Origin of the sequence: Streptomyces sp. WP-1, assembly GCF_030450125.1 — a bacterium.
GTDB lineage: Bacteria > Actinomycetota > Actinomycetes > Streptomycetales > Streptomycetaceae > Streptomyces > Streptomyces incarnatus.
The window spans coordinates 6,339,788-6,364,905 of record NZ_CP123923.1; the positions used below are offsets into that span (position 1 = coordinate 6,339,788).

23 protein-coding genes are annotated in these 25,118 nt (G+C 73.7%); 18 read left to right on the forward strand and 5 right to left on the reverse strand.

Annotated features, from left to right (window positions below; all coding sequences use genetic code 11):
- The first annotated feature begins 126 nt into the window (after positions 1–126).
- Positions 127–696: a helix-turn-helix domain-containing protein gene (locus tag QHG49_RS28095; RefSeq protein WP_159699849.1), complete on the forward strand. Its 570-nt coding sequence runs from the start codon at positions 127–129 to the stop codon at positions 694–696.
- Positions 693–1,415: a helical backbone metal receptor gene (locus QHG49_RS28100; protein ID WP_159699846.1), complete on the forward strand. Its 723-nt coding sequence runs from the start codon at positions 693–695 to the stop codon at positions 1,413–1,415. Before QHG49_RS28095 ends, QHG49_RS28100 begins: the two co-directional genes overlap by 4 nt.
- Here QHG49_RS28100 and QHG49_RS28105 read toward each other — a convergent pair.
- The gene (locus QHG49_RS28105) at positions 1,327–2,496 is read right to left on the reverse strand and encodes a TDT family transporter (protein WP_301491703.1); all 1,170 of its coding nucleotides are present in this window, start codon (positions 2,494–2,496) and stop codon (positions 1,327–1,329) included. The two genes, QHG49_RS28100 and QHG49_RS28105, sit on opposite strands and share 89 nt — an antisense overlap.
- A 70-nt stretch (positions 2,497–2,566) precedes the next feature.
- Between QHG49_RS28105 and QHG49_RS28110 the strand changes: the two genes are divergently transcribed.
- Positions 2,567–3,499, forward strand: coding sequence for a LysR family transcriptional regulator (locus QHG49_RS28110; RefSeq protein WP_301491704.1), 933 nt, complete (start codon positions 2,567–2,569; stop codon positions 3,497–3,499).
- A gap of 287 nt (positions 3,500–3,786) precedes the next feature.
- Here the strand turns inward: QHG49_RS28110 and QHG49_RS28115 are convergent, their stop codons facing one another.
- Positions 3,787–4,473, reverse strand: a complete 687-nt coding sequence (locus QHG49_RS28115) for a gamma-glutamyl-gamma-aminobutyrate hydrolase family protein (RefSeq protein ID WP_145483745.1) — start codon at positions 4,471–4,473, stop codon at positions 3,787–3,789.
- A 47-nt stretch (positions 4,474–4,520) separates the two neighbouring features.
- Positions 4,521–5,258 carry a FadR/GntR family transcriptional regulator gene (locus tag QHG49_RS28120; protein WP_301491705.1) on the reverse strand — a complete coding sequence of 246 codons (738 nt, stop codon included), beginning with the start codon at positions 5,256–5,258 and terminating at the stop codon, positions 4,521–4,523.
- 95 nt (positions 5,259–5,353) lie between these two features.
- On the opposite strand from QHG49_RS28120, the gene QHG49_RS28125 reads away from it, so the two are divergent.
- Genes QHG49_RS28125 through QHG49_RS28135 form a run of 3 tightly spaced genes read left to right on the forward strand, consistent with a single transcriptional unit; the run spans position 5,354 to position 8,911 of the window.
- Positions 5,354–6,712 (forward strand): glutamine synthetase family protein, encoded by a 1,359-nt coding sequence (locus tag QHG49_RS28125; RefSeq protein ID WP_301491706.1) that lies wholly within the window; start codon positions 5,354–5,356, stop codon positions 6,710–6,712.
- A 46-nt stretch (positions 6,713–6,758) separates the two neighbouring features.
- Positions 6,759–8,132, forward strand: a complete 1,374-nt coding sequence (locus QHG49_RS28130) for an aldehyde dehydrogenase (RefSeq protein WP_301491707.1) — start codon at positions 6,759–6,761, stop codon at positions 8,130–8,132.
- Entirely contained in the window at positions 8,129–8,911 is a 783-nt protein-coding gene (locus tag QHG49_RS28135; RefSeq protein WP_145483756.1) for a 3-oxoacyl-ACP reductase, read from the forward strand. Before QHG49_RS28130 ends, QHG49_RS28135 begins: the two co-directional genes overlap by 4 nt.
- Before the next feature lie 10 nt (positions 8,912–8,921).
- On the opposite strand, the gene QHG49_RS28140 is transcribed toward QHG49_RS28135, so the two are convergent.
- Positions 8,922–10,124 carry an amino acid deaminase/aldolase gene (locus QHG49_RS28140; protein WP_301491708.1) on the reverse strand — a complete coding sequence of 401 codons (1,203 nt, stop codon included), beginning with the start codon at positions 10,122–10,124 and terminating at the stop codon, positions 8,922–8,924.
- Between the two features lie 1,024 nt (positions 10,125–11,148).
- Between QHG49_RS28140 and QHG49_RS28145 the strand changes: the two genes are divergently transcribed.
- The 3 genes from QHG49_RS28145 (at position 11,149) to QHG49_RS28155 (ending at position 14,048) form a co-directional block, all read left to right on the forward strand.
- Positions 11,149–12,075, forward strand: a complete 927-nt coding sequence (locus QHG49_RS28145) for a hypothetical protein (RefSeq protein ID WP_301491709.1) — start codon at positions 11,149–11,151, stop codon at positions 12,073–12,075.
- Positions 12,072–13,232 carry a type VII secretion-associated serine protease mycosin gene (gene mycP / locus QHG49_RS28150; RefSeq protein WP_301491710.1) on the forward strand — a complete coding sequence of 387 codons (1,161 nt, stop codon included), beginning with the start codon at positions 12,072–12,074 and terminating at the stop codon, positions 13,230–13,232. The genes QHG49_RS28145 and mycP overlap by 4 nt, the downstream gene beginning before the upstream one ends.
- 84 nt (positions 13,233–13,316) lie before the next feature.
- On the forward strand, positions 13,317–14,048 hold the full coding sequence (locus QHG49_RS28155) for an SseB family protein (RefSeq protein WP_159699834.1): 732 nt from the start codon (positions 13,317–13,319) through the stop codon (positions 14,046–14,048).
- Position 14,049: 1 nt separating this feature from the next.
- Here QHG49_RS28155 and QHG49_RS28160 read toward each other — a convergent pair whose 3' ends face one another.
- Positions 14,050–14,406 (reverse strand): DUF1844 domain-containing protein, encoded by a 357-nt coding sequence (locus QHG49_RS28160; protein WP_086810444.1) that lies wholly within the window; start codon positions 14,404–14,406, stop codon positions 14,050–14,052.
- Positions 14,407–14,789: 383 nt separating this feature from the next.
- On the opposite strand from QHG49_RS28160, the gene infC reads away from it, so the two are divergent.
- From infC to QHG49_RS28205, 9 genes are all read left to right on the forward strand, one after another.
- A complete protein-coding gene (gene infC / locus QHG49_RS28165) occupies positions 14,790–15,452 on the forward strand; it encodes a translation initiation factor IF-3 (protein WP_222128847.1) in 663 nt (220 codons plus the stop codon).
- A 114-nt stretch (positions 15,453–15,566) separates the two neighbouring features.
- Complete coding sequence (rpmI, locus tag QHG49_RS28170; protein WP_004933563.1) at positions 15,567–15,761, forward strand: 50S ribosomal protein L35; 195 nt, start codon at positions 15,567–15,569, stop codon at positions 15,759–15,761.
- Between the two features lie 98 nt (positions 15,762–15,859).
- Positions 15,860–16,243, forward strand: coding sequence for a 50S ribosomal protein L20 (gene rplT / locus QHG49_RS28175; RefSeq protein ID WP_037651207.1), 384 nt, complete (start codon positions 15,860–15,862; stop codon positions 16,241–16,243).
- Positions 16,244–16,434: 191 nt separating this feature from the next.
- Complete coding sequence (locus QHG49_RS28180) at positions 16,435–17,286, forward strand: RNA methyltransferase (RefSeq protein WP_159699828.1); 852 nt, start codon at positions 16,435–16,437, stop codon at positions 17,284–17,286.
- Between the two features lie 50 nt (positions 17,287–17,336).
- Positions 17,337–18,467, forward strand: a complete 1,131-nt coding sequence (locus QHG49_RS28185; protein WP_159699825.1) for an ATP-binding protein — start codon at positions 17,337–17,339, stop codon at positions 18,465–18,467.
- A gap of 138 nt (positions 18,468–18,605) precedes the next feature.
- Positions 18,606–19,727 (forward strand): phenylalanine--tRNA ligase subunit alpha, encoded by a 1,122-nt coding sequence (gene pheS / locus QHG49_RS28190; RefSeq protein ID WP_145483779.1) that lies wholly within the window; start codon positions 18,606–18,608, stop codon positions 19,725–19,727.
- Entirely contained in the window at positions 19,727–22,243 is a 2,517-nt protein-coding gene (pheT, locus tag QHG49_RS28195; protein WP_301491711.1) for a phenylalanine--tRNA ligase subunit beta, read from the forward strand. The genes pheS and pheT overlap by 1 nt, the downstream gene beginning before the upstream one ends.
- Positions 22,244–22,494: 251 nt before the next feature.
- Complete coding sequence (locus QHG49_RS28200) at positions 22,495–23,544, forward strand: PP2C family protein-serine/threonine phosphatase (protein WP_145484124.1); 1,050 nt, start codon at positions 22,495–22,497, stop codon at positions 23,542–23,544.
- Positions 23,545–23,739: 195 nt separating this feature from the next.
- The gene (locus QHG49_RS28205) at positions 23,740–25,080 is read left to right on the forward strand and encodes a transcriptional regulator (RefSeq protein WP_301491712.1); all 1,341 of its coding nucleotides are present in this window, start codon (positions 23,740–23,742) and stop codon (positions 25,078–25,080) included.
- The last annotated feature ends 38 nt before the right edge of the window (positions 25,081–25,118 follow it).

A 25,118-nucleotide genomic window follows, 5' to 3' on the forward strand; every position in this document is an offset into this window, starting at 1 on the left:
GCGAGGGTAGGGGGTATTCGGTGAGACGGGGATGTGACACGCGCGTGAAACCGTTTGCCGAACATGCGTAGGGTGCAGTGAAGCCGTTCGAGGAACGCACGACGAGCGAGGGAGGGAGCCGGAGCGATGGGCGACCACAAAGAGCAGCCCGTACGGGTGGGCGCGGCGGTCCGGCGGCGCCGGCGCGCCCTGGAGTTGACCCTCGCGGTCGTGGCCGAGCGCACCGGCCTGTCCGTGCCCTTCCTCAGCCAGGTGGAGAACGACCGGGCGCGGCCCAGCAGCACCTCTTTGGAGAAGCTGGCCGACGCGCTGCGCACCACGGCCGTCGAACTCCTCGCCGCGGCGGACCCGGCGGCCACCGTCGACCTGGTGCGAGCCGAACCGCTCGCCGAGGACGACTTCGCCCCCCGCACCCGCAGCCTGGTCCGCGGCCACCACCAGCTGCACGCCTCCGAGTTCACCGGCGACCACGACGCGGGCCGCGAGTTCCAGCATCGCAACGACGAGTTGATGTACGTCGCCGACGGCGCCGTCGAGATCGAGGCCGAGGGCCGCGCGTACCGCCTCGGCCGCGGCGACACGCTGTACCTCACCGGCGGGGTCAGACACCGCTGGCGGGCGACCGTGCCGGACACCCGGATCGTGGTGGTGGCGGTGGCCGAGCACATCGAGGCCGTGCGGGACCGGACCCGGTGAAGCGCGTCGTCTCCCTGGTCCCCTCGCTCACCGAGGCCGTGGCCGAGACCCTGCCCGGGGCGCTCGTCGGGGCCACGGACTGGTGCAGTCATCCGGGGGAGCTGGACGTCGTCCGGATCGGCGGGACCAAGAACCCCAAGGTGGAGCGCGTCGTCGAGCTGGCGCCCGATGTGGTGATCGCCAACGAGGAGGAGAACCGCGTCCCGGACCTCGACGCGCTGCGCGCCGCGGGCCTGGAGGTGCTGGTCACCGAGGTGCGGACGGTGCCGGACGCCTTCGCGGAGCTGGCGCGGGTGCTGGCGGCCTGCGGGGCGCCCGAGCGGCCGGGCTGGCTGCGGGCGGCCGAGGCGGCGTGGCGCGCGCTGCCGGAGCCGGCCGAGCGCCGCACGGCCGTCGTACCGATCTGGCGCAGGCCCTGGATGGTCGTCGGCCGGGACACCTTCGCGGGCGATGTGCTGGCCCGCCTCGGCGTCGACCATCTGTACGCGGACCATCCGGAGCGCTACCCCCGCATCCCCCTGGACGAGCTGCGGGCGGCGGCCCCGGACGTGGTGGTCCTCCCGGACGAGCCCTACCGCTTCACCGCCGAGGACGGCCCGGAGGCCTTCCCGGGCCTGGCCTGCGCGCTGGTCAGCGGGCGTGATCTGACGTGGTACGGCCCGTCTCTGGCGTGGGCGCCCCGGACGCTGGGCGAGGCGCTGCGAGCAGCTCACCGCTGAGCAGTCCGCGCACCGTGCCGGACGCGGCCGCGAGCCAGGCCGCGACGAGCAGCACGTACAGCGCGACGGACAGCGCCTGGAACGCGGTGAGGGAGGTGTGCCGGGTGAGGGTGGCCGCGCCGGTGACGCAGGTGCCCAGCGGGAAGGTGGTGCCCCACCAGGTCATCGCGAAGCCCATGCCCCGGCGGCGGGCCCGCACCAGATGGGCGACGGACAGCGCCAGCCACATCAGCGCGAAGCCCATCACGGGCACGCCGTAGAGCACGGAGAACACGGCGAGTCCGTGCGCGTGGGCGGCCGGTACGACCCCGGGCGCGGCGTTCGCGATCGAGCCGGTGGCGGTGGTGGACTGCCCGAGCGGGCCGAGGACCAGGAACAGGGTCGGGGTGAGCGCGAGCGGCAGCGGGCCCGAGGTGATCAGCCGGCCGAGGATCAGCGGCAGCGTCAGCAGGGTGGCGAACAGGCTCAGCCCGAACATCGCCAGGCAGGCCAGCAGCAGGGTCTCGCGGGGCTGGCCCGGCGGCAGATGGGGCACCAGCAGCGGGCCGAGCGCGGCCGACACCATCGGCGCGACCAGCGGCAGCAGCCACACCGGGGACGCCTGGGAGGGCTCGATGCGGTGCCGTACGGACATCAGGTAGGGCACGGCCACGGCCGCCGCCAGCCCGATCGCCGTCCCCGCCGTGTACAGCACGGTGTCCAGGGCGACGGCCGCCCGGGTGCCGAGCCAGTCGTGTCCCGCGGCGAGCGCGCCGCCGCCGACGGCCAGCAGGGCCATGGACAGGCAGCCGTAGAACGGGGCCATCGCCGGGTCGAGGAGGTGGGCGCGGGCCTGGTCGCGGTGGTGGATCCAGTGCAGGGTGCGGGCCGCCAGCAGGGTCACCAGCATCAGCAGGGACAGCGCCCAGACCGCCGCGAGCAGGGTGTGCAGGCCCGGCGAGAGATCCACCGGCAGCGCGGTGCCGGCCGTGCCGACGGCGGCGGTGCCCATGACGGAGGCGTACCAGTTCGGGCCGAGGTGGCGGACCCGGGCGGCGCGGGGCGCGCGGGTGGCGGGGAGGGGCTGGGCGACGGTGACCATGCGTCCACCGTGCCGGGGGGAATCGTCCCTGACCAGGGAGTTCCCTTCTATGAGGGCATAAGCTGGTCTTATGAGTGAGGCGGAGGGGTCCGGAGGGCGGCGCGAGGGTACGGGGTCGTTGGCGCACCGGGTGCCGGATCTGGCGGCGCTGGAACTGCTGCTCGCGGTGGCCCGGCTGGGGAGCCTCGGCGCGGCCGCGCGGGAGGCCGGGATCACGCAGCCCGCGGCGAGCAGCCGGGTCCGGTCGATGGAACGGCAGCTGGGGGTCGCCCTGGTGGACCGCTCCCCGCGGGGGTCCCGGCTCACCGACGCGGGCGTGCTGGTGACGGACTGGGCGCGGCGGGTGGTGGAGGCGGCGGCGGCGTTCGACGCGGGGGCGCGGGCGCTGCGGGACCGGCGGGACTCGCGGCTGCGGGTGGCGGCGAGCATGACGATCGCCGAGTATCTGCTGCCGGGCTGGCTGCTCGCGCTGCACGCGGAGCGTCCGGACACGGCGGTGTCGCTGCTGGCCGGGAACTCGGCGAGGGTGGCGGAGCTGCTGCTGTCGGGGGAGGCGGACCTGGGGTTCGTGGAGGGGCTTTCGGTGCCCGCCGGTCTCGACGCGGTGGTGATCGGGCACGACCGGCTGATCGTGGTGACGGCGCCGGGGCATCCCTGGGCGCGGCGCCGCCGTCCGCTGTCGCCCCAGGAGCTGGGGGAGACGCCGCTGATCCTGCGGGAGCGGGGGTCGGGGACGCGGCAGGTGCTGGACGCGGCGCTCGGGGGGCTGGCGCGGCCGCTGATCGAGCTGTCGTCGACCACGGCGGTGAAGGCGTCGGCGGTCAGTGGGGCGGGGCCGTCGGTGCTCAGCGAGCTGGCGGTGCGGGAGGAGCTGGCGCTGCGGCGGTTGGCGGCGGTGCCGGTGGAGGGGGTGTCGCTACGGCGTGACCTGCGGGCGGTGTGGCCGACGGGACACCGTCCTACGGGGCCGGCGAGGGACCTGTTGGCCTTGACGCGGGCGTGAGCCGGCGCGGGGCGGGGGCGGGGACGCTTGCCCGCGCTGACGGGGTGCCTCCCCCAGAGGGGGTACCCCCAGCGCCCACCCGTGCCGCCCCAAGCGGCACGACTGCCCGCAGCCGGGGAGCGCCCCGAAGGGGCGCGGGGAGCCGCGCGAGCGGCCACATGCGGCCCGCAGCCGTCCACCAGCCCCGCCTTCGACGGCGGCTTCCCGTCAGCCCCGCCGCTGAGGCGCTCCCGAAGGGGCGCGGGGAGCCGCGCGAGCGGCCACGACGCACCCGCACCCGGGACTCCTCAGCCGGCCGCCGAGACCAGACCCCGCATCACCCGCAGATCCTCCCCCATCTCCGGATGCCACTGGACCCCGACCACCCACCCCCGATGCGCCGGCAACTCCACCGCCTCCACCGTGCCGTCCTCCGCATACGCCGACGGCACGAGGTCACGGCCGAGGCGGGACACCGACTGGTGGTGGTACGTGGGGACCCGCACCCCCTCGGGGACGAGGGAGGCGTACCGCGTGCCCGGGACCGGCTTCACCGGGTGCCCGCCGAAGACGCCCACCATCTCCGCGTGCCCCTCCAGGTGCTGGACCAGCGTCCCGCCGAGCGCCACGTTCAGCAGCTGCATGCCCCGGCAGATCCCCAGCAGCGGCGTACCGGAGGCCAGCGCGGCGTGGATCAGGGCGAGCTCCCAGGCGTCACGGGCCGGTGCCGGCGGCCCGGTGCGGGGATCGCGCTCGGCGCCGTAGCGAGCCGGGTCCACGTCCGGGCCGCCCGCGACGACCAGCCCGTCCAGCCGGGCCACCGCCGCCGCGGCCAGCTCGGGATCGTCCGGCGGCAGCATGCACGCGAGCCCCCCGGCCCGCTGCACCAGCCGGGGATACGCGGCCGGCAGCAGCGCGGCCTCCAGCTCCCAGACGCCCCAGCGCGCCCCGGTCTCCAGATACGTGCTCACACCGATCAGCGGTCGTCCGCCCACGCCAGCCTCCCCAGAAAGGTATACATGAATACCTTTGCAGAATCCGCTTACGTCAGGAAGCCCCGCAGCAGCGCCGCCGTGCCCGCGCAGTGCTCCCGCATCATCTCCCGCGCCCCGTCGGCGTCCCCGTCCAGCACCGCCTCCACCAGCGCGGTGTGCTGCCGCTGGGAGTGCTCCAGATTGCGCACCAGCAGCGGGATGCAGTCCAGCAGCTCGTTGACCTGCGCCCGCACCGCCGCGTACTGGGCGGTCAGCGAGGGTGAGCCGCACAGCTCGGCCAGGGTCAGATGCAGCAGCGTGTCCAGGCGCCGGTAGTCCGCCAGCGGCGCCTCGTGCGTCTCGGTCAGCGCCTCCCGCAGCCGCTCCGCCTGCTCGCCGCTCAGCCCGTGCGCCGCGCACAGCCCGGCCGCGCCCACCTCCAGCACCTCGCGGAAACGCAGCACGTCCTCGACGTCGACCGCCGCGATCCGCCGCCGCAGCTCGTCCTCGCCGCCGGCGTCCGCGCGGGGCAGCACGAACGTTCCGCCGTACCGCCCGCGCCGCGCCTCCACCAGCCCCTGGTCCTGGAGCACCTTCAGCACCTCGCGCAGCGTCACCCGGCTGATCCCCAGCCGCTCCGCCAGCTCCCGCTCCGCCGGCAGCCGTTCGCCGCCCGGTACCAGGCCGAGCCGCACCACCTGGAGGATCTGCTCCAGTGCCTCCTCGAAGCCGTTGCCCGCCCGCACCGGCCGCAGCACCGGGGCGAGCCGGTCGCCCACCCCGTGCCACTCCGTATGAGACGACATCCGCCGTACCCCCTTCCCAAGCAATGGTTCTGAGCAATACCTTATGGCTCCCGGCCCGGCCGAAGAAGCGCGAAGGCGCCCAAGGAGGCTTTTCCGTGGCAGACCGCACAGCCCCGCTCCCCGTCGAGGAACTCCGAGCCCTCGTGGAAAGCGGTGAGATCGACACTGTCGTCCTGGCGTTCCCCGATATGCAAGGGCGCCTCCAGGGCAAGCGGTTCGCCGCCCGCTTCTTCCTCGACGACGTCCTGGAGCACGGCACCGAGGGCTGCAACTACCTGCTCGCCGTCGACACCGAGATGAACACGGTCGACGGCTACGCGATGTCCTCCTGGGAGCGCGGCTACGGCGACTTCGCCATGCGCCCCGACACCGCCACCCTGCGCCGCATCCCCTGGCACCCCGGCACCGCCCTGCTCGTCGCGGACCTCGCCTGGAACGACGGCGCCCCGGTCGTCGCCGCCCCGCGCCAGATCCTGCGCCGCCAGCTCGACCGGCTCGCCGAACTCGGCTACACCGCCCAGGTCGGCACCGAGCTGGAGTTCATCGTCTTCAAGGACAGCTACGAACAGGCCTGGGACGCGGGATACCGCGGGCTGACCCCGGCCAACCAGTACAACATCGACTACTCCATCCTCGGCACCGGCCGCATCGAGCCCCTGCTGCGGCGGCTGCGCAACGACATGGCGGGCGCCGGGCTCACCGTCGAGTCCGCCAAGGGCGAGTGCAATCCCGGACAGCACGAGATCGTCTTCCGCTACGACGAGGCGCTCACCACCTGCGACCAGCACGCCCTGTACAAGACCGGCGCCAAGGAGATCGCCGCCCAGGAGGGCGTCTCGATCACCTTCATGGCCAAGTACAACGAGCGCGAGGGCAACTCCTGCCACATCCATCTCTCGCTCACCGACGCCGACGGCGCCAACGCCATGGCGGGCCCCGACGGGATGTCCGAGGTGATGCGGCACTTCCTCGCCGGACAGCTCGCCGCACTGCGCGACTTCTCCCTGCTCTACGCCCCCAACATCAACTCCTACAAGCGGTTCCAGCCCGGATCCTTCGCCCCCACCGCCGTCGCCTGGGGCCACGACAACCGCACCTGCGCGCTGCGCGTGGTCGGCCACGGCCGCTCCACACGCTTCGAGAACCGCCTCCCGGGCGGCGACGTCAACCCCTACCTCGCCGTCGCCGGACTGGTCGCCGCGGGCCTGTACGGCATCGAGCACCAGCTCGAACTCCCCGAGCCCTGCCCCGGCAACGCCTACACCGCGGGCTTCGAGCACGTCCCGACCTCCCTGCGCGAGGCCGCCGAGCTGTGGGAGCACAGCCCGATCGCCAGGGCGGCCTTCGGCGACGAGGTCGTGGCCCACTACCGCAACATGGCCCGCGTCGAGCTGGAGGCCTTCGACGCCGCCGTCACCGACTGGGAGCTGCGCCGCTCCTTCGAACGCCTGTGAGCGCGCCCGTGTCCCCCTGCTCCGCCCGCCCGTGAAAGGTCGATCCGTGTCCGACTCCGACGAGTTGAAGATCCTCAACCCCGCCACGGAAGAGGTCGTCGCCACCGTCCCCGCCGCCACCGCCGAGGACGTCGACGCCGCCGTCGTACGCGCCGTCCGCGCCCAGAGCGGATGGGCCGCGCTCGCCCCCGCCGACCGGGCCCGGCTGCTGCGCCGCTTCGCCGACACCGTCGACGCACACCTGGAGGAACTCGCCCGCCTGGAGGTCCGCGAGGCCGGGCACACCCTCGGCAACGCCCGCTGGGAGGCCGGCAACGCCCGCGATCTGCTGGAGTACGCGGCCGGTGGCATCGAACGCCTGCTCGGCAAGCAGATCCCGGTGCCCGGCGGCTGGAACGTCACCTTCCAGGAACCCCTGGGCGTGGTCGGCGTGATCGCCCCCTGGAACTTCCCCCTGCCGATCGCCGCCTGGGGCGCCTTCCCGGCGCTCGCCGCGGGCAACGCCGTCGTCCTCAAGCCCGCCGAGACCACCCCGCTCACCGCCCTGCGCCTGGCCGAACTCGCCCTCGCGGCGGGCCTGCCCGAGCACCTCCTCCAGGTGCTGCCGGGCCACGGCCACATCGCCGGACGCGCCCTGGTGGACCACCCGGACGTGGCCAAGATCGTGTTCACCGGATCCACCCGCACCGGCCGCGAGATCATGGAGCGCTGCGCCCGGCTGGTCAAACCGGTCACCCTGGAACTCGGCGGCAAGAGCCCCAACATCGTCTTCGCCGACGCCGACCTGAAGTCCGCCCTCGACCCGTTCTCCTTCCTGGACAACGCCGGGCAGGACTGCTGCGCCCGCACCCGGATCCTCGTCCACCAGGCAGTCCTGGACGAGGCCCGCGACTTCCTCGCCGACGCGCTCGCCGCCGTCGTCGTGGGCGACCCGGCCGACGAGAAGACCCAGATGGGCCCGCTGATCTCCGCGGCGCAGCGGGAGCGCGTACGGTCGTACGTCCCCGACGGCGCCCCCGCCCTGCGCGGCAGCGCGCCCGACGGACCCGGCTTCTGGTACCCGCCGACCGTCCTGGTGGGGGAGCGGCACGACAGCCCGGCCGCCCGCGAGGAGATCTTCGGGCCCGTCGCCGTCCTGCTCCCCTTCACCGACGAGCGGGACGCGATCCGCCTCGCCAACGACACCCCCTACGGGCTGTCCGGGTCCGTCTGGACCCGCGACCTCGGCCGCGCCCTGCGCGTCTGCGGGGGCGTGCGCGCGGGCAACCTGTCCGTCAACTCCCACTCCAGCGTCCGCTACTGGACCCCGTTCGGCGGCTACAAGCAGTCCGGCCTCGGCCGGGAACTCGGCCCCGACGCCCTGACCGCCTTCACCGAGACCAAGAACGTCTTCATCAGCACGGAGGGCCCCGCACAGTGACCGACAACAGTGTTTGCCGCCGCCTGGTCGGCCGTACCGCCGTCGTGACCGGAGCCGGCAGCGGCATCGGCCTCGCCACCGCCCGCCGCCTCGCCGCCGAGGGCGCCCATGTCGTCTGCGCGGACGTGGACGAGGTCCGCGGCAAGGCCGCCGCCGACGAGGTGGGCGGGCTCTTCGCCAAGGTCGACGTCACCGACCCCGAGCAGGTGGAGGCGCTGTTCAAGACGGCGTACGACACCTACGGCAGCGTGGACGTGGCCTTCAACAACGCCGGGATCTCCCCGCCCGACGACGACTCCATCCTGGAGACCGGCCTGGAGGCGTGGAAGCGCGTCCAGGAGGTCAACCTCACCTCCGTCTACCTCTGCTGCAAGGCCGCGATCCCCTACATGCGCCGCCAGGGCAAGGGCTCCATCATCAACACCGCGTCCTTCGTGGCCCGGATGGGCGCGGCCACCTCCCAGATCTCGTACACCGCCTCCAAGGGCGGCGTCCTCGCCATGTCCCGTGAACTGGGCGTGCAGTTCGCGCGGGAGGGCATCCGGGTCAACGCGCTGTGCCCCGGGCCCGTCAACACCCCGCTGCTCCAGGAGCTGTTCGCCAAGGACCCGGAGCGGGCCGCCCGCCGGCTCGTGCACATCCCGGTGGGCCGGTTCGCCGAGGCCGAGGAGATCGCCGCCGCGGTCGCCTTCCTGGCCAGCGACGACTCCTCCTTCGTCAACGCCACCGACTTCCTGGTGGACGGCGGCATCGCGGGCGCGTACGTCACGCCCCTGTAGGCCCTGCCGCTCAGAGGAAGGTGCGCCCCTCGCCCCGGTACGTGGGTACGGTCGCCGTCACCTCGTCGCCCTCGACGAGGTGCAGCGACGCGAACCGCTCGCACAGCTCGCCCGCCTTGGCGTGCCGGAACCACACCCGGTCGCCGATCAGCAGATCGTCGGCGGGCGAGCCGAGCAGCGGGGTCTGCACCTCGCCGGCGCCCTCCTGCGGGTCGTACGTCAGCCCTTCCGGCAGGTACGGCACCGGCGAGCGGTCGGGGCCCGCCGCGCCGGAGGCCGGGTAGCCGCCGCCGAGCACGGTGACGACGCCCACCCCCGGCCGCCGTACCACCGGCAGCGCGAAGAGGGCCGCCGGACGGCCGCTGAAGGACGTGTAGTTGTCGAACAGACGCGGCACGTACAGACCGGAGCCGGCCGCGATCTCGGTGACGGCGGACTCGGCGGCGGTGTGCTGCACACTGCCGGTGCCGCCGCCGTTGACGAACTCCAGGTCCGGGGCGACGGCCCGCACCGCGCGCACGGCCGCGCCGCGCCGCTCGGCCAGCTCCCGGCGGGCGGCGGCCTGCATCAGCCGGATCGCCCGCGAGCGCAGCGGCCGCCCGGCGACGGCGTCACCGACTCCCGCGACATGACCCTCGTACGCCATGATCCCGACCAGCCGGAACCCGGGGCGCTCGGCCACCACCCGTGCCATCTCGGCGAGTTGGGCGGGGGAGTGCAGCGGGGAGCGGCGGGCGCCGATCCGCACCCGGCCGCCGAGCAGCCGCAGCGAGGTGTCCAACTCCAGGCATATCCGCACCACTTCGCGTCCCCCCGCGCGGGCGGCGTCGATCAGGTCGAGCTGGGCGGGGTCGTCCACCATCACGGTGACGGCGGCGGCGAGCTTGGGATCGGCGGTCAGCTCGGTGAATCCGGAGCGGTCGGCGCAGGGGTAGGCGAGCAGGATGTCGTCGAAGCCCGAGCGCGCCAGCCACAGCGACTCGGCGAGGGTGAACGACATGATGCCCTGGAAGCCGTCCTTGGCCAGCACCCGCTCCAGCAGGGCACGGCAGCGCACGGACTTGCTCGCGACCCGTACCGGCTTGCCGCCGGAGCGGCGGACCAGATCGGCCGCGTTGGCGTCGAAGGCATCCAGGTCCACGAGCGCCAGCGGCGCTTCGAGATGGGCGGTGGCCCGGTCGTACCGGGCCCGGTCGGCGGCACGCGCAGTCATGCCGGAAGCCTGCCAGAAGGGATTACCGCAGGGTAGGGGGACGTTCCGGGCAAGTACCCCGGCCTGGCGTACTGGTTCCGCCCCGGCCCCCGACAACCCGTAGAGTGACGCGCACGTACGACGGACCCGGCCGGGATGCCGGTCCGTTCGTACGGGTACGAGGAGACGGCCCGGGTCGCGAGGAAACGGGGAACGCATGACCACGGAAGCACGCCACTCCTGCGTACCGCCAGGCCCTCCGCCCTCCTCGGGCCCCCGCGCGGGCGCCGGTTGGAGCGCGGGCGCACCGGGTGGCGTTCCCGGCCCGGGAAGCGCGGACGGCCCCCGGACGACCGCCGCCGCGCGCGCCGACACGCCCCTCGGGGACGACCCCGGTGACGAGCCCTCCGTCTTCACCCCACGCGGCCCGGCCGACGGCGGGGGACCGGCGAGCGGTACGCCCGCAAGCCGTACCGTCCCCGAGGCCGCCGGCCCCGTGAGCCCCCCGCCACCCCCCGCCTCGGCCCGCTTCCCCGACAGCCCGCCCCGCGCGGCACGCCCGCGCACCGAGACCGATGCGCCGCGCCCCGCGTACGCCGACGCGAGCGGGAGCGGCGCCGTGTCGGCCGACGGGGGAGGTACGAACACGAGGGGTACCGGCAACGGTGCCGGCAGTGGCGCCGCTGCCGGGGGATCCGGGCAGCCCCGTGTCACCGGCGCGGGCGGTCCCGCGCCGGCGGACGGCGGCCGCCGGGACGGTTCCGTACGGCCCGAGGCCGGCGGTTCCGCCGGCTCCGTGCCGTCGGGCCGGCGGCCGGGGCGGGCGGAGGTGCCCGCGCGGCACGCCTCGGGGACGACGGCCGGACCGCATCCGGTCCCCCCTGCCGCCGGGCCGCACACTCCCGGCCCCGGTAGCGCGGTGCCCCCGGACGCCTCCGGGGCGGCCACCCCGCTCCGGCCGGTCCCGCCCGGCCCCGGCCCTGTTTTCGGCGCGCCCACAGGCACTCCCGCAGGCGATCCCGCGAGCACCTCCGCGAGCACCTCCGTGAGCGCCCCCTCGGACGCGCCCGCGTATGCGACCCGGCCCACCACCGTGTGGCACCCCCAGCCGCCCACCGCGCACGCCCCCCGGCACGCCCCGCCCCGGCAGGGTGCCGGCCGTCCCCATGTCACCTTCGGGGAACCCGACCTGCTCCGGGTGCGCAGGCGGGGGCGGGCCGTTGTCGCCGGGGTCTGCCTCGTGCTGGGGCTCGGGCTCATCGGCGGTGCCGTGGCCGGGAGTTGGATCGCGGAGGATCACGAGAACAGCGCCGCGCAGGGGTTCGCCGCGGCCGTGCCCGCGTGGCACAGCGTGCCCGTCGACACGTTGTTCCCGCCCGTCGTGCAGGGCGCGGGGGAGGGCCCCGGCGGAGCGGACCGGACCTGGACGCGGGTCGCGGTCGCCCCGGACGGCGGCTGCGCCGACGGGTTCGACCCGCTGCTGTGGAAGGTCCTCGCCGGTGCCGGCTGCCGGCGGCTGCTGCGCGCCACCTACACGGACGCCACCCAGAGCTATGTGACCACCGTCGGCCTGCTGTTCACCAGGGCCGACCCCGCCGGCATGTCCGCGCTCGCCACCCGCTTCCGCACCCAGCACCTCGCCGCACGCCCCGACCTGATGCCCCGCCCCTACGCCGCCCCGGACACCCCCGCGGCCGGTTTCGGCGACGCCCAGCGCGCCACCTGGACCATCTCCGTGCGCACCGACGTCCCGGTCGTCGTGTACGCCGTCTCCGGCTGGGCGGACGGCCGCAGCGTGGACACCCCCCAGCCCGCCGCCGACGCGGTACGGGCCGGTGCCACCACCGCGCAGGCCCAGTCCGGCCTCGGCAACGAGGCGCAGGGACTGTCCGCGGAGATGGCACGGCGGCTGCGCGAGGCCGTCGGCTCCGACGCCACGAACACCACGAGCGCCCCGAAGAGACCCTCATGAAGCGTGCCCGCGGGGCCGCGGTGAGCGCTCTGCTCGCCGGCGCCCTCACCCTGCTGCCCGCCGCCGCCGCCCACGCCGACGGCATCCGCGCCCAGCAGTGGGGCCTGTCCGCCCTCCACCTCGACCAGGCCTGGCACACCACCAGGGGCCAGGGCATCACCGTCGCCGTCCTCGACACCGGCGTCCAGGAGGACCACCCCGACCTCGTCGGCAATGTGCTGCCCGCCAAGGACATGATCGGCTTCGGCGCCCGGCCGGGCGACCGCATCTGGGGACGGCACGGCACCGCCATGGCCGGCATCATCGCGGGCCACGGCCACGGACCCGGCGACTCCGACGGCGTCATGGGCGTCGCCCCCGAGGCGAAGATCCTTCCCGTGCGGGTGATCCTGGAGGACAGCGACCCCGCCCGCGCCAAGGCCCGCACCACCCGCGGCAGCGCCCTCGCCGACGGCATCCGCTGGGCCGCCGACCACGGCGCCGACGTCATCAACCTCTCCCTCGGCGACGACTCCGCCTCCGCCCACCCCGAACCCGGCGAGGACGAGGCCGTGCAGTACGCCCTGAAGAAGGGCGTGGTCGTCGTCGCCTCCGCGGGCAACGGCGGCGACAAGGGCGACCATGTCTCCTACCCGGCCGCCTACCCCGGCGTCGTCGTCGCCACCGCCGTCGACCGCTACGGCACCCGCGCCGCCTTCTCCACCCGCCGCTGGTACGCCGCGGTCGGCGCGCCCGGCGTCGACGTCGTCATCGCCGACCCCGACCACAAGTACTACGAGGGCTGGGGCACCTCGGCCGCCTCCGCCTACGTCTCGGGGGTCGCCGCGCTGATCAAGTCGGCCCACCCGGGGCTGAGCCCGGCCCAGATCAAGAAGCTCCTGGAGGACACCGCCGACGATCCGCCGGCCGGTGGCCGCGACGACTCCCGGGGCTACGGCACGATCGACCCGGTGGCCGCCCTCAGCGCGGCCGACCGGCTCGAACCGGCGAAGCTGAGCCCGGCGTCGTACCCCCGCACGTACTTCGGCCCGGGTCCCGACGCCCCCAGGGCGACCCGATCCGCCGCCGACTGGGCGGCGCCCCTCGCGGGCAGCGTCGGCGGGGTGCTGCTGGTCGTCGGCGTGATCCTGTGGCGCGGCCGCAGGCAGACCTTCTGAGGCGGCCCTTCCGAAGCGGCCCTCCTGGGGCGGGCGCCGGGCCGCCGCTCCGCCGGGCCGTCTCCCCCGATAGGGTCGGTGACCGTGGCGAACAAGAACATCCCCGACTCCGGCTACTCCGACGACGACGGCTCCGCCGACCCCCGGCTCGGTGCGGCGCTCGCCGCGTGGGCCGAGGACCGCACCGCCGTCGGGCCGGTCCTCCGGGCGCTGAAGGGCGCCCGGCTGCTGGTGCCCGTCGTCGCCGTACTCGGCGAGGTCGAGGAGGACGAGAACGGGCTGCGCCGCGAGAAGACCAGCGACATGGCCGTACCCACCCTGAAGGCCGGTGGCCGTACCGCGCTGCCCGCGTTCACCTCCACCGACTCCCTCGCCCGCTGGGACCCCGAGGCCCGGCCGGTCGCCGTACCCCTGCACCAGGCGCTCCAGGCCGCCGCGCACGAGAAGGCCGACACGGTCGTGCTGGACCTCGCCGGACCGGTGCCGTTCGAGCTGACCGGGCCCGCGCTGCTCGCCCTCGCCGAGGGCCGCACCAGCACCGACCCGCTCGCCGACCCGGCCGTGACCGGGGCCGTGCGCGCGGCGGTGGCGGCCGAGCCCGGCGTACGCCGCGCCCACCTGGTGCCCGGCCCGGCCGACGGCACCCTCGCCCTCGTCCTCGACCCGGCCGCCCCGCCCGCCGAGACCGCCCAGGCGGTCGCGGGCCGGCTCGCCGCCGACGAAACACTGAGGGCCCGCCTGGTGCGCGGCCTCGACCTGGCACTGCTGCCGGCCGGGACGACGCCTCCGGGCGAGCCCCTGTACGTGAAGGAATAGCTCAGCCGTAGATCGGGCCCGTGTACTTCTCGCCCGGCCCCTGGCCCGGCTCGTCCGGGACGATCGAGGCCTCGCGGAAGGCCAGCTGGAGCGACTTCAGGCCGTCGCGCAGCGGGGCCGCGTGGAAGGAGCTGATCTCGGTCGCGCCGCCGTCCAGCAGTCCGGCGAGGGCGGTGATCAGCTTGCGGGCCTCGTCCAGGTCCTTGAACGTGTCGCCCTCCTCGCTGAGCCCGAGCTTCACGGCGGCGGCGCTCATCAGGTTGACGGCGACCGTCACGATCACCTCGACGGCGGGGACCTCGGCGATATCGCGGGTCATCGCGTCGAAGTCGGGGTTCTCGGCAGGGGTCTCACTCATGCCCCACACCCTAAGCGGCCCGCCGGCCTCCCCGTGACGCCCGCCCGATTAGCCCTTGTCAAGCCATCCTGCTAATCTGGTGGGCGACCGGCCGGACGTAGGTATGCACCTATCGCTCGGCCCACAAGTGGAGGCTCCGATCTCCCACCCGATCCGTCCCCCGGGACGGCGGGTCTCCGGTCAGGCGGCCGCCATCGTTCCGTACGGACGATGGAGTCGCCCGATTCGCGCCCCGCGTCCATCGCGGCGGTGCTCCGGTAGCCAGGAGCCCCGCCTGTGATCGTCCGGGGCATTTTTTCTGCCTCGACGCGGTTGGTCTGGACGAATACAGACGTTACGCGGCAGTCCGCCAGGCCGTCGCGTGGTGCTATCGAGGAGGATCCATCAGCGCCGAGCCCCGCATCAACGACCGGATTCGCGTTCCCGAGGTGCGACTTGTCGGTCCCAGTGGCGAGCAGGTCGGCATCGTGCCGCTCGCGAAGGCACTGGAGCTTGCGCAGGAGTACGACCTGGACCTGGTCGAGGTGGCGGCGACCGCCCGTCCGCCCGTGTGCAAGCTCATGGACTACGGGAAGTTCAAGTACGAGTCGGCCATGAAGGCCCGTGAGGCGCGCAAGAACCAGGCGCACACGGTCATCAAGGAGATGAAGCTCCGGCCGAAGATCGACCCGCACGACTATGACACCAAGAAGGGTCACGTCGTCCGGTTCCTCAAGCAGGGCGACAAGGTCAAGATCACGATCATGTTCCGTGGTCGTGAGCAGTCCCGGCCCGAGCTGGGCTACCGACTGCTCCAGCGTCTCGCGGAGGACGTCCAGGACCTCGGGTTCGTCGAGTCGAACCCGAAGCAGGACGGCCGAAACATGATCATGGTCCTCGGTCCGCACAAGAAGAAGACCGAGGCGATGGCCGAGGCCCGTCAGGCGCAGGAGGCCCGCAAGGCCGACGCGAAGGCGAACCCCGGCAAGTCGCAGAACCCGGCCGAGGCATCGTCCGAGGAGCCCGTCGAGGCCGAGGCGTCGTCCGAGGAAACTGCCGAGGCGTGATCCCGGGGAGCCGCACGGCTCCCGAGGATGTAACCGAAACAAGAGCGACGCTCCACCGTGCCCGGTTTTCGTGACCGGGCACCGGAGCGCCACCGACGAGGAGAGAACGGCGCTATGCCGAAGAACAAGTCGCACAGCGGTGCCAGCAAGCGCTTCAAGGTCACCGGCTCCGGCAAGGTGCTCCGCGAGCGCGCCGGCAAGCGCCACCTGCTTGAGCACAAGTCGTCCCGCGTGACGCGTCGCCTCACCGGCAACGCCGAGATGGCCCCGGGCGACGCCGCGAAGATCAAGAAGCTTCTCGGCAAGTGACGCCGCGGCGCTCGTCGAGCGCCGTGCGTCTGGACCGGGACCCAATCGTTTCCGGGTCGTGTGAGGACACCCACGACCCCGCTACAAGGAGTTAACAAGTGGCACGCGTCAAGCGGGCAGTCAACGCCCACAAGAAGCGCCGGGCGATCCTGGAGCAGGCCTCCGGCTACCGTGGTCAGCGTTCGCGCCTGTACCGCAAGGCCAAGGAGCAGGTCACCCACTCGCTGGTCTACAACTACAACGACCGCAAGAAGCGCAAGGGCGACTTCCGTCAGCTGTGGATCCAGCGCATCAACGCCGCTGCCCGCGCCAACGGCATGACCTACAACCGCTTCATCCAGGGTCTGAAGGCCGCGAACGTCGAGGTCGACCGCAAGATCCTGGCCGAGCTGGCCGTCAACGACGTGAACGCGTTCGCCGCGCTCGTCGAGGTCGCGCAGAAGGCGCTGCCGTCGGACGTCAACGCGCCCAAGGCCGCGTGACGCTGCGCTGGCTTCAGCCGTCGTAATACCGGGACCCGCAGGCTGTATGGCTTGCGGGTCTCGCTGTTGAGGTTCCCCGGTGCGTTTTCGGCCGCGGGTGCGCCGTGGTTGCTCGCGCAGTTCCCCGCGCAGTTCCCCGCGCCCCTTCGGGGCACGACACCAACAAGACTCCCCGGAAAGCGAAGAAGAGCATGGTCCCCGTCAGCCCCGAGCTGATCTCTCCCCGTTCCGCCCGTGTCGCCGCGGCGCGGCGGCTTGCCAAGCGGAATTTCCGGGGGAAGGACCGGCTGTTTCTCGCGGAGGGGCCGCAGGCCGTGCGGGAGGCGGCGGTGCATCAGGGGAGCGGGCTCGTCGAACTGTTCGCCACGGTCGAGGCCGCGGAGCGGTACGCCGACATCGTCGGTGAGGCCCGCGCCGTCGGCGCCCGGGTGCATCTCGCCGCCGAGGACGTCATCGCCGACATCTCCACCACGGTGACCCCGCAGGGGCTGGTCGGCGTCTGCCGGTTCCTGGACACCCCGTTCGAGGACATCCTCGCCGCCCGCCCCCGGCTGGTCGCCGTGCTCGCGCATGTGCGCGACCCGGGCAACGCGGGCACCGTGCTGCGCTGCGCGGACGCCGCCGGCGCCGAGGCCGTCGTCCTCACCGACGCCTCCGTGGACCTGTACAACCCCAAGGCCGTACGCGCCTCCGTCGGCTCCCTCTTCCACCTCCCGGTCGCCGTCGGCGTCCCCGTGGAGCAGGCCATCGAGCGGCTCAAGGGCGCCGGGGTGCGCATCCTCGCCGCCGACGGCGCGGGCGACCGCGACCTGGACGAGGAGCTGGACAAGGGCACCATGGGCGGGCCCACCGCCTGGGTGTTCGGCAACGAGGCGTGGGGGCTCCCCAAGGAGACCCGCGACCTCGCCGACGCCGTCGTACGGGTGCCCATCCACGGCAAGGCCGAGAGCCTGAACCTGGCCACGGCCGCCGCCGTCTGCCTGTACGCCTCGGCTCGTGCGCAGCGCGCCCGCGGAGGGTGCCGTTCCGTCACCCAGAGCTAGTAGGGTGGCCAGCTCGGGGCCCTGCGCCGTATGAGAGGTGGGGTACGGGGATGAGAGTGGCCGGCACGAGCACCGGGCCGGAAGGACGGGACGCGCGCGAGGTATCCGCGTCCTCGTGCGGTGCGGGCGGGCTCGATCCCGACCAGCTCCCCGACGGGCTGGTGGTCGCCGACGAGCGGGGACGCGTCGTCGGGTTCAACGCGGCCGCGGCGCGCATCACCGCCGTACCCGTCGCCGAGGCCCTCGGGCAGCCGCTGGAGAAGGCGCTGCCGTTGGAGGACCTGGAGGGCCGCCGCTGGTGGCAGCTCACCGACCCCTACGGCGGCCTCGCCACCCGGACCCGGCAGCCCGAGCGCAATCTGCTGCTGCCCGGCGGCCGGGAGGTGCTCGTCACCGCCCGGTACGTCCGCACCGCGCCCCTCGGCCCGGTGCACCGTCTGATCATCTGCCTGCGGGACACCGAGGCCCGCCGCCGCACCGAGCGCAGCCACGCCGAGCTGATCGCCACCGTCGCCCATGAGCTGCGCTCCCCGCTGACCTCCGTCAAGGGTTTCACCGCGACCCTGCTCGCCAAGTGGGAGCGGTTCACCGACGACCAGAAGCGGCTGATGCTGGAGACCGTCGACGCGGACGCCGACCGGGTCACCCGGCTCATCGCGGAGCTGCTGGACATCTCCCGGATCGACTCGGGGCGCCTGGAGGTGCGCAGGCAGCCCGTCGACATAGGGGCCGCCGTCTCCCGCCACATCCAGGCGTACGTCGCCGCCGGGCAGAGCGCCGGCCGCTTCCTGCTGCGCATCGAGCAGCCGCTGCCCGATCTGTGGGCCGACCCCGACAAGATCGACCAGGTGCTCAGCAACCTGCTGGAAAATGCGGTGCGGCACGGCGAGGGAACCGTCACCATCGACATCACGCCCACGGCGTCCCCCCGCGAGGGCGAGGAGGCCGGCACATCGGTCACGGTGAGCGACGAAGGGCCCGGCATCCCGGAGGAGTCCATGAACCGCGTCTTCACCCGCTTCTGGCGGGGCAGCAAGCGCGGCGGCACCGGACTCGGGCTGTACATCGTCAAGGGCATCGTCGAGGCCCACGGCGGCACCATCACGGTCGGCCGCGCCCGCGGCGGCGGCGCCGAGTTCCGATTTACGTTGCCCGTGAGCGCCCCGGCGTATCTCGCCTAGCGGCCCACGGGCTCTTCGTACAGCTCCACCCCGTTAGACTCGGCCTTTGGCACCTTTGTGTCCTTCACGCGGCCCTCGCGAGTCGAGACGAGTCGGTGACGGGGACCATCCGCCAGCCAAACGGAAGCACGGGAAGAGATGTCGGCACCCAATAAGTCGTACGACCCTGTCGAGGTCGAGGCGTTGAAACCGGAAGAGATCGAGCGCATGCGGGACGAGGCGCTCGCCGCCTTCGCCGCCGCGGACTCCCTCGACGCGCTCCACGAGGCGAAGGTCGCGCACACCGGCCCGGCGTCCCCGCTGAGCCTCGCCAACCGCGAGATCGGCGCCCTGCCCCCGCACGCCAAGGCCGAGGCCGGCAAGCGCGTCGGCATGGCCCGCGGCGCCGTCAACAAGGGGCTCGCCGCCCGCCAGAGCGAGCTGGAGGCCGAGCGCGACGCCCGGGTGCTCGTCGAGGAGGACGTCGACGTCACGCTGCCGTACGACCGCGTCCCGGCCGGCGCCCGGCACCCGCTGACCACGCTGTCGGAGCGCATCGAGGACATCTTCGTGGCCATGGGCTACGAGGTCGCCGAGGGCCCCCAGGCCGAGGCCGAGTGGTTCAACTTCGACGCCCTGAACATCGGCCCGGACCACCCGGCCCGCGGCGAGGCCGACACGTTCTTCGTCGAGGGCCCGGACGGCGGCGCCGAGTCGGGTGTGGTCATGCGCACCCACACCTCGCCCGTGCAGATCCGCTCGCTGCTCGGCCGTGACCTGCCGGTCTACGTGATCTGCCCCGGCCGCGTCTACCGCACCGACGAGCTGGACGCCACGCACACGCCCGTCTTCCACCAGGTCGAGCTGCTCGCCGTGGACGAGGGCCTGACCATGGCCGACCTCAAGGGCACCCTGGACCACATGGTCCAGTCGCTGTTCGGTGAGGGCATGAAGACCCGGCTGCGCCCGAACTTCTTCCCCTTCACCGAGCCGAGCGCCGAGATGGACATGCTCTGCTACGTGTGCAAGGGCGAGTCCGTCGGCAACCCCGACCGGCCCTGCCGCACCTGCTCCAGCGAGGGCTGGATCGAGCTGGGCGGCTGCGGCATGGTCAATCCGCGGGTGCTCACCGCCTGCGGCGTCGACCCGGAGAAGTACAGCGGCTTCGCCTTCGGGTTCGGCATCGAGCGGATGCTGATGTTCCGCCACAACGTCGAAGACATGCGAGACATGGTCGAGGGTGACGTCCGGTTCACCCGGCCCTTCGGGATGGAGATCTGATGCGGGTCCCGCTTTCTTGGCTGCGGGAGTACGTCGACCTGCCGGCCACCGAGACCGGCCGTGACGTCCAGGCCAAGCTCATTTCGGCCGGTCTGGAGGTCGAGACCGTCGAGCTGCTCGGCGCCGACCTCAAGGGCCCCCTGGTCGTCGGCCAGGTGCTGACCATCGAGGAGCTGGAGGGCTTCAAGAAGCCGATCCGCTTCTGCACGGTCGACGTCGGCCAGGCCAACGGCACCGGTGAGCCCCAGGAGATCGTCTGCGGCGCCCGCAACTTCGCGGTCGGCGACAAGGTCGTCGTGGTGCTGCCCGGCGCCACCCTGCCCGGCGGCTTCTCCATCGCCGCCCGCAAGACCTACGGCAGGGTCTCGCACGGCATGATCTGCTCCACCGACGAGCTGGGCATGGGTGACGACGGCACGCACGGCATCATCGTGCTGCCGCCGGAGACCGAGCCCGGCAAGGACGCCATCGAGCTGCTGGAGCTGGTGGACGAGGTCCTGGACATCGCCGTCACCGCCAACCGCGGCGACTGCCTGTCCATCCGCGGCGTCGCCCGCGAGACGGCCATCGCCTACGGCCTGCCGCTGCGCGACCCCGCCCTGATCGACGTGCCCGCGCCCAACGCGTACGGCTACCCGGTCCAGGTCTCCGACCCGTTCGGCTGCGACCGCTTCACCGCGCGCACCGTCACCGGGCTGCGCCCCGAGGCCCGCTCCCCGCTCTGGCTCACGCGCCGGCTCCAGAAGGTCGGCATGCGCCCGATCTCGCTGGCCGTCGACATCACCAACTACGTGATGATGGAGCTGGGCCAGCCGCTGCACGCCTACGACCGCACCTCGGTCCAGGGCACCATCGGGGTGCGCCGCGCCCAGGAGGGCGAGAAGCTCGTCACCCTGGACGGCGTCGAGCGCGAGCTGCACGCCGAGGACCTGGTCATCACCGACGAGCGCGGCCCCATCGGCCTCGCCGGCGTGATGGGCGGCGCCAACACCGAGATCGCCGACCACGGCGAGGACGCGGCGGACGCCACCACCGAGGTCGTCATCGAGGCGGCGCACTTCGACGCGATCTCCGTCGCGCGCACGGCCCGCCGCCACAAGCTGCTGTCCGAGGCCTCCCGCCGCTTCGAGCGCGGGGTGGACCCGGCCGCCGCGGCCGCCGCCGCGCAGCGCACCGTGGACCTGCTGGTGCTGCTCGCGGGCGGCACCGCCGACGCGGGCGTCACCGAGGTCATCGCGCCCTCCGCGCCGCACACCATCACCGTCCCGGCGGACCACCCGGACAAGGTCGCGGGTGTCACCTACGGCCGCGAGACCGTCGTACGCCGCCTCCAGGAGGTCGGCTGCGACGTCTACGGTCAGGACGAGCTGATCGTCACCGTGCCGTCCTGGCGGCCCGACCTGACGGACCCGAACGACCTCGCCGAAGAGGTCATTCGGCTGGAGGGCTACGAGAACCTGCCCGCCACGCTGCCGGGGCCCCCGGCCGGCCGCGGTCTGACCGCCCGCCAGCGGCTGCACCGCCGCATCGGCCGCGCGCTGGCCGGCGCCGGCTATGTCGAGGCGCTGAACTACCCGTTCCTCGGCGAGCAGGTCTTCGACCAGCTCGGCCTGGACGCGGACGACCCGGTCCGCCGGGTCGTCAAGCTGGTCAACCCGCTCAGCGACGAGGAGCCCGCGCTCCGTACGACGCTGCTGCCGGGCCTGCTGGGCGCGCTGCGGCGCAACACCGGCCGCGGCGGGCACGACCTGGCCCTGTTCGAGACCGGGCTGGTCTTCCACCCGCGCGAGGAGCGCCGGGCCGTCGGGCACCTGCCGGTGGACCGGCGTCCCACCGACGAGGAGATCGCGGCGCTGAACGCCGCGCTGCCCGAGCAGCCGCGGCACGCCGCCGTCGTCCTCACGGGCGCCCGTGAGCAGGCCGGCTGGTGGGGCAAGGGCCGCCCGGCCGACTGGGCCGACGCCGTCGAGGCCGCGCGCACCGTGGCCCACGAGGCCGGTGCCGAACTCGTCGTGCGCAAGGGCCGGTACGGCCCCTGGCACCCGGGCCGCTGCGCCGAGCTGCTCGTCGTCGTGAACGGCGCCGAGCGGGTCGTGGGTCACGCGGGCGAGCTGCACCCGCGCGTCGTCAAGGCGCTGGGCCTGCCGGAGCGCACCTGCGCGATGGAGCTGGACCTGGACGCCCTGGAGGAGGCCGGCGACGGCATCCCGATGGCGCCGGGCATCTCCTCCTTCCCGGTCGCCACGCAGGACGTCGCCCTCGTGGTCGACAAGCCGGTGCCGGCGGCCGAGGTGGAGGCCGCGCTGCGCGCCGGTGCCGGTGAACTGCTGGAGTCCATCCGGCTGTTCGACGTCTACGAGAACGCCGAGCAGCTCGGCGAGGGCCGCAAGTCGCTGGCGTACGCGCTGCGCTTCCGCGCCCCCGACCGGACGCTGACGGTGGACGAGGCGTCGGCGGCCCGGGACGCGGCCGTCGCCCTGGCGGGCGAGCGCACCGGAGCCGTACTGCGCGGCTGACCGCCGTGTCGCGCCCGGCGCGCCCGGTCACGGACCTCCGTGGCCGGGCGCGCTTGCGTTCCGGCCGAAGGAACGTTTCTGACAAGGCGTCACCTCCTGCATAAATGCACTCCCACCTGCGCTTTCTCACTCGTTCGAGTGGTCATCGGAGGTGACCCGGTCCTCCCGGGCCATGGCGTCGACAGAATCGGACCGGTCTTTCGGGGCCGGTCCGTCTGCTCTGTCAGGGACTCTCCATGGGGGACAGAGGCATGATCCGCATCAAGGCACGGGCACCCACCGCGCGTGGCGCCGTGCTCCCCACGCTCTGGGGCGCGCTCGCGGTCGCCTACAAGTTCGGCTGCCCGCTCGCCACCCAGGAGCGGCTCGGCGCGCGTATCGCCGCCAGCGTCGTGTTCTTCGGCGTGGGCATCGGGCTGCTGGTCCATGTACGGCGCGCCCTGCTGCGGGAGCTGCGGCTCGCGCGGCGGGCGGCGCGGGTCGCGCAGGGCGTCGTCCTGCGGCCGCCGCCCCCGCGGCTCGACGGACTCGGTGTCGCCGCCGCCCAGTTGTCCGCCGACCGGGGCGCGAGCGTCGGCGGCGATCTGTACGAGGCCATCGCCACCGAGCACGGGGTGCGGGTGGTGATGGGGGACGTGCGCGGACACGGTCTGGACGCCCTCGGCACCGTCGCCGCCCTCCTCGGCAGCTTCCGCGAGGCCGCCCATGACGAGGCCCGGCTCGACGGCGTGCTGCGCCGACTGGAGCGGGCGCTCGCCCGGCATCTGCGGGACCGGGCCCGCGCCGAACACCCCTCGACCGGGTGCGCCGCGGACCTCGGCCACCCCGTCGCCGAGGAGTTCGTCACCGTCCTGCTGCTGGAGATCGGCCGGGACGGCACGCTCGGCGCCCTCAACTGCGGGCATCCCTGGCCCTATCGGCTCACCGGCACCGCCGTCGAACCCCTGACCCGCGCCGAACCGCTGCCGCCGCTCGGCCCGTTCCCGCTCCCGGCGGACCTCGCCCCGCACCGCTGCGAGCCGTTGCGCCCCGCTGAGTCGCTGGTCCTGTTCACCGACGGCGCCGAGGACGCCCGGGACGCCCGGGGCCGGTTCTTCGCCCTGCCCGACGCGCTGCGCACCGCCGTACGGGACCAACCCGCCTCGCCCCAGCGGGTGTTGCGGGCCCTCTTCGCCGCCCTGCTGCGGCACACCGGCGGCACCCCCACCGACGACGTGGCCCTGCTGGTGCTGCGCAACGAGCGGGGACCGGCGCCGAGGGCGCGGGAACCGGCCCGCCCGGCCACCAGCACGCGCGGCTGATGGTTCCCGCCGGACCACCGCTGTCGGAGGGGGAGCCGATGGCCCGGCGGGCCTCTCGAGGAGGACCACCAGTGAAGCGGCCCGGCCACGCTCCGCGACAGCGCGTGCACGCCCCGGATGCGGGCATTCGGTTCACACCCCGTGTGAAGGCAGGGCCACTACGCTGAACGGCATCAGGCACTCGGGGGTTCACCCATGCAGCCCAACACTCTCCTTGACGCCATCCTGGACGAGGCGGGGATCTCGCACGCCGGTCTCGCCGCCCATGTGAACCAGGCAGGGCGCCGCCGGGGCCTCGCGCTCCGCTACGAACACACCGCCGTGGCACGGTGGTTGAAGGGCCAGCGGCCGCGCGGCCAGGTGCCCGACCTGATCTGCGAGGTACTGGCCGCCCGACTGCACCGCCCCGTCACCCTGGACGACATCGGCCTCGGCGTGCCCGGCCGGCCCGGCGCCACCTCCGCCGGCACCCTGTCCGGCTTCGTGGAGCGGGCCACCGCCCTGTGGCGCTCCGACGAACAGCAGCGCCCCCATGTGCTGGGCGCCCCGGCCGTCACCGGCACCCCCGCCGTGATGCCCGTCTGGGAGTGGGAGAACCCGCCGGAGGACACCGATGTCTCCCGGGGCGGCAGACACCAGGTCACGGCGGCCGACATCGAGACGCTGCGCGCGGCCCGCGCCCACTACGAGCAGATGTACCGCAAGGCCGGCGGCATCGCGACCCGCGCCCGGATCGTCGGCTTCCTCAACGCCGAGGCGGCCCCCCTGCTGCGCGGCAGCTACACCGACGCCACCGGCCGCCAACTGCACCGCGCCACCGGCGGGCTGGTCGCCGTCGCCGGGATCTGCGCGTACGACTCGGACGCGCACGGACTCGCGCAGCGCTACTTCCACCAGGCGCTGCGCCTCGCGAAGGCCAGCGGTGACCGGGGACTCGGCGCCTACGTGATAGCGCTGCTGGTCAACCAGTCCCTGTTCATGCGGGAGTTCCGGCAGGCGGTGGCCTTCGCGGAGGCCGCGCTGCGCACCGCAGGCCGGCACATCACCCCCGCCCTCGCCTCCGACCTGTACGCGATGCAGGCCAAGGCGTACGCGCATCTGGGCGACGCGGGCAGCGCGCTCGCCTGCATCCGGCGCGCGGAGAGCGCCGCCGAGCGCATCCGGCGCGGCCATGAACCGGACGAGACCGGCTATGTGCAGCCCGGCCTGGTCAATGTGCAGGTCGCCGAGGCGCTGCTCAGCCTGGGTGAACTCGCCGCCGCCCGGGAGCACGCGGCGGCGGCCGTGGACAACCCGGCCCACGACCGGGGCCGGGTGCACCGGCTGGCCATGCTCAGCACCATCGAACTGCGCCAGGGCAACGCGGAGAAGGCCGTGGTCACCGCCGTGCAGATGGCCGAGCAGGCGCGCGGCATGGAGTCCCAGCGGCTGCGCGACCGGCTGCGCGCGGTGCGCGAACATCTGGCGCGCTGCGGCTCGCCCGGCACCAACGAGGCCGCCGAACTCATCGACGGGGCGCTGCGCGTGCCCCTGTAGGCGCCCTGTGGGCGCACGGCCGCTGCTGCGATATTGCC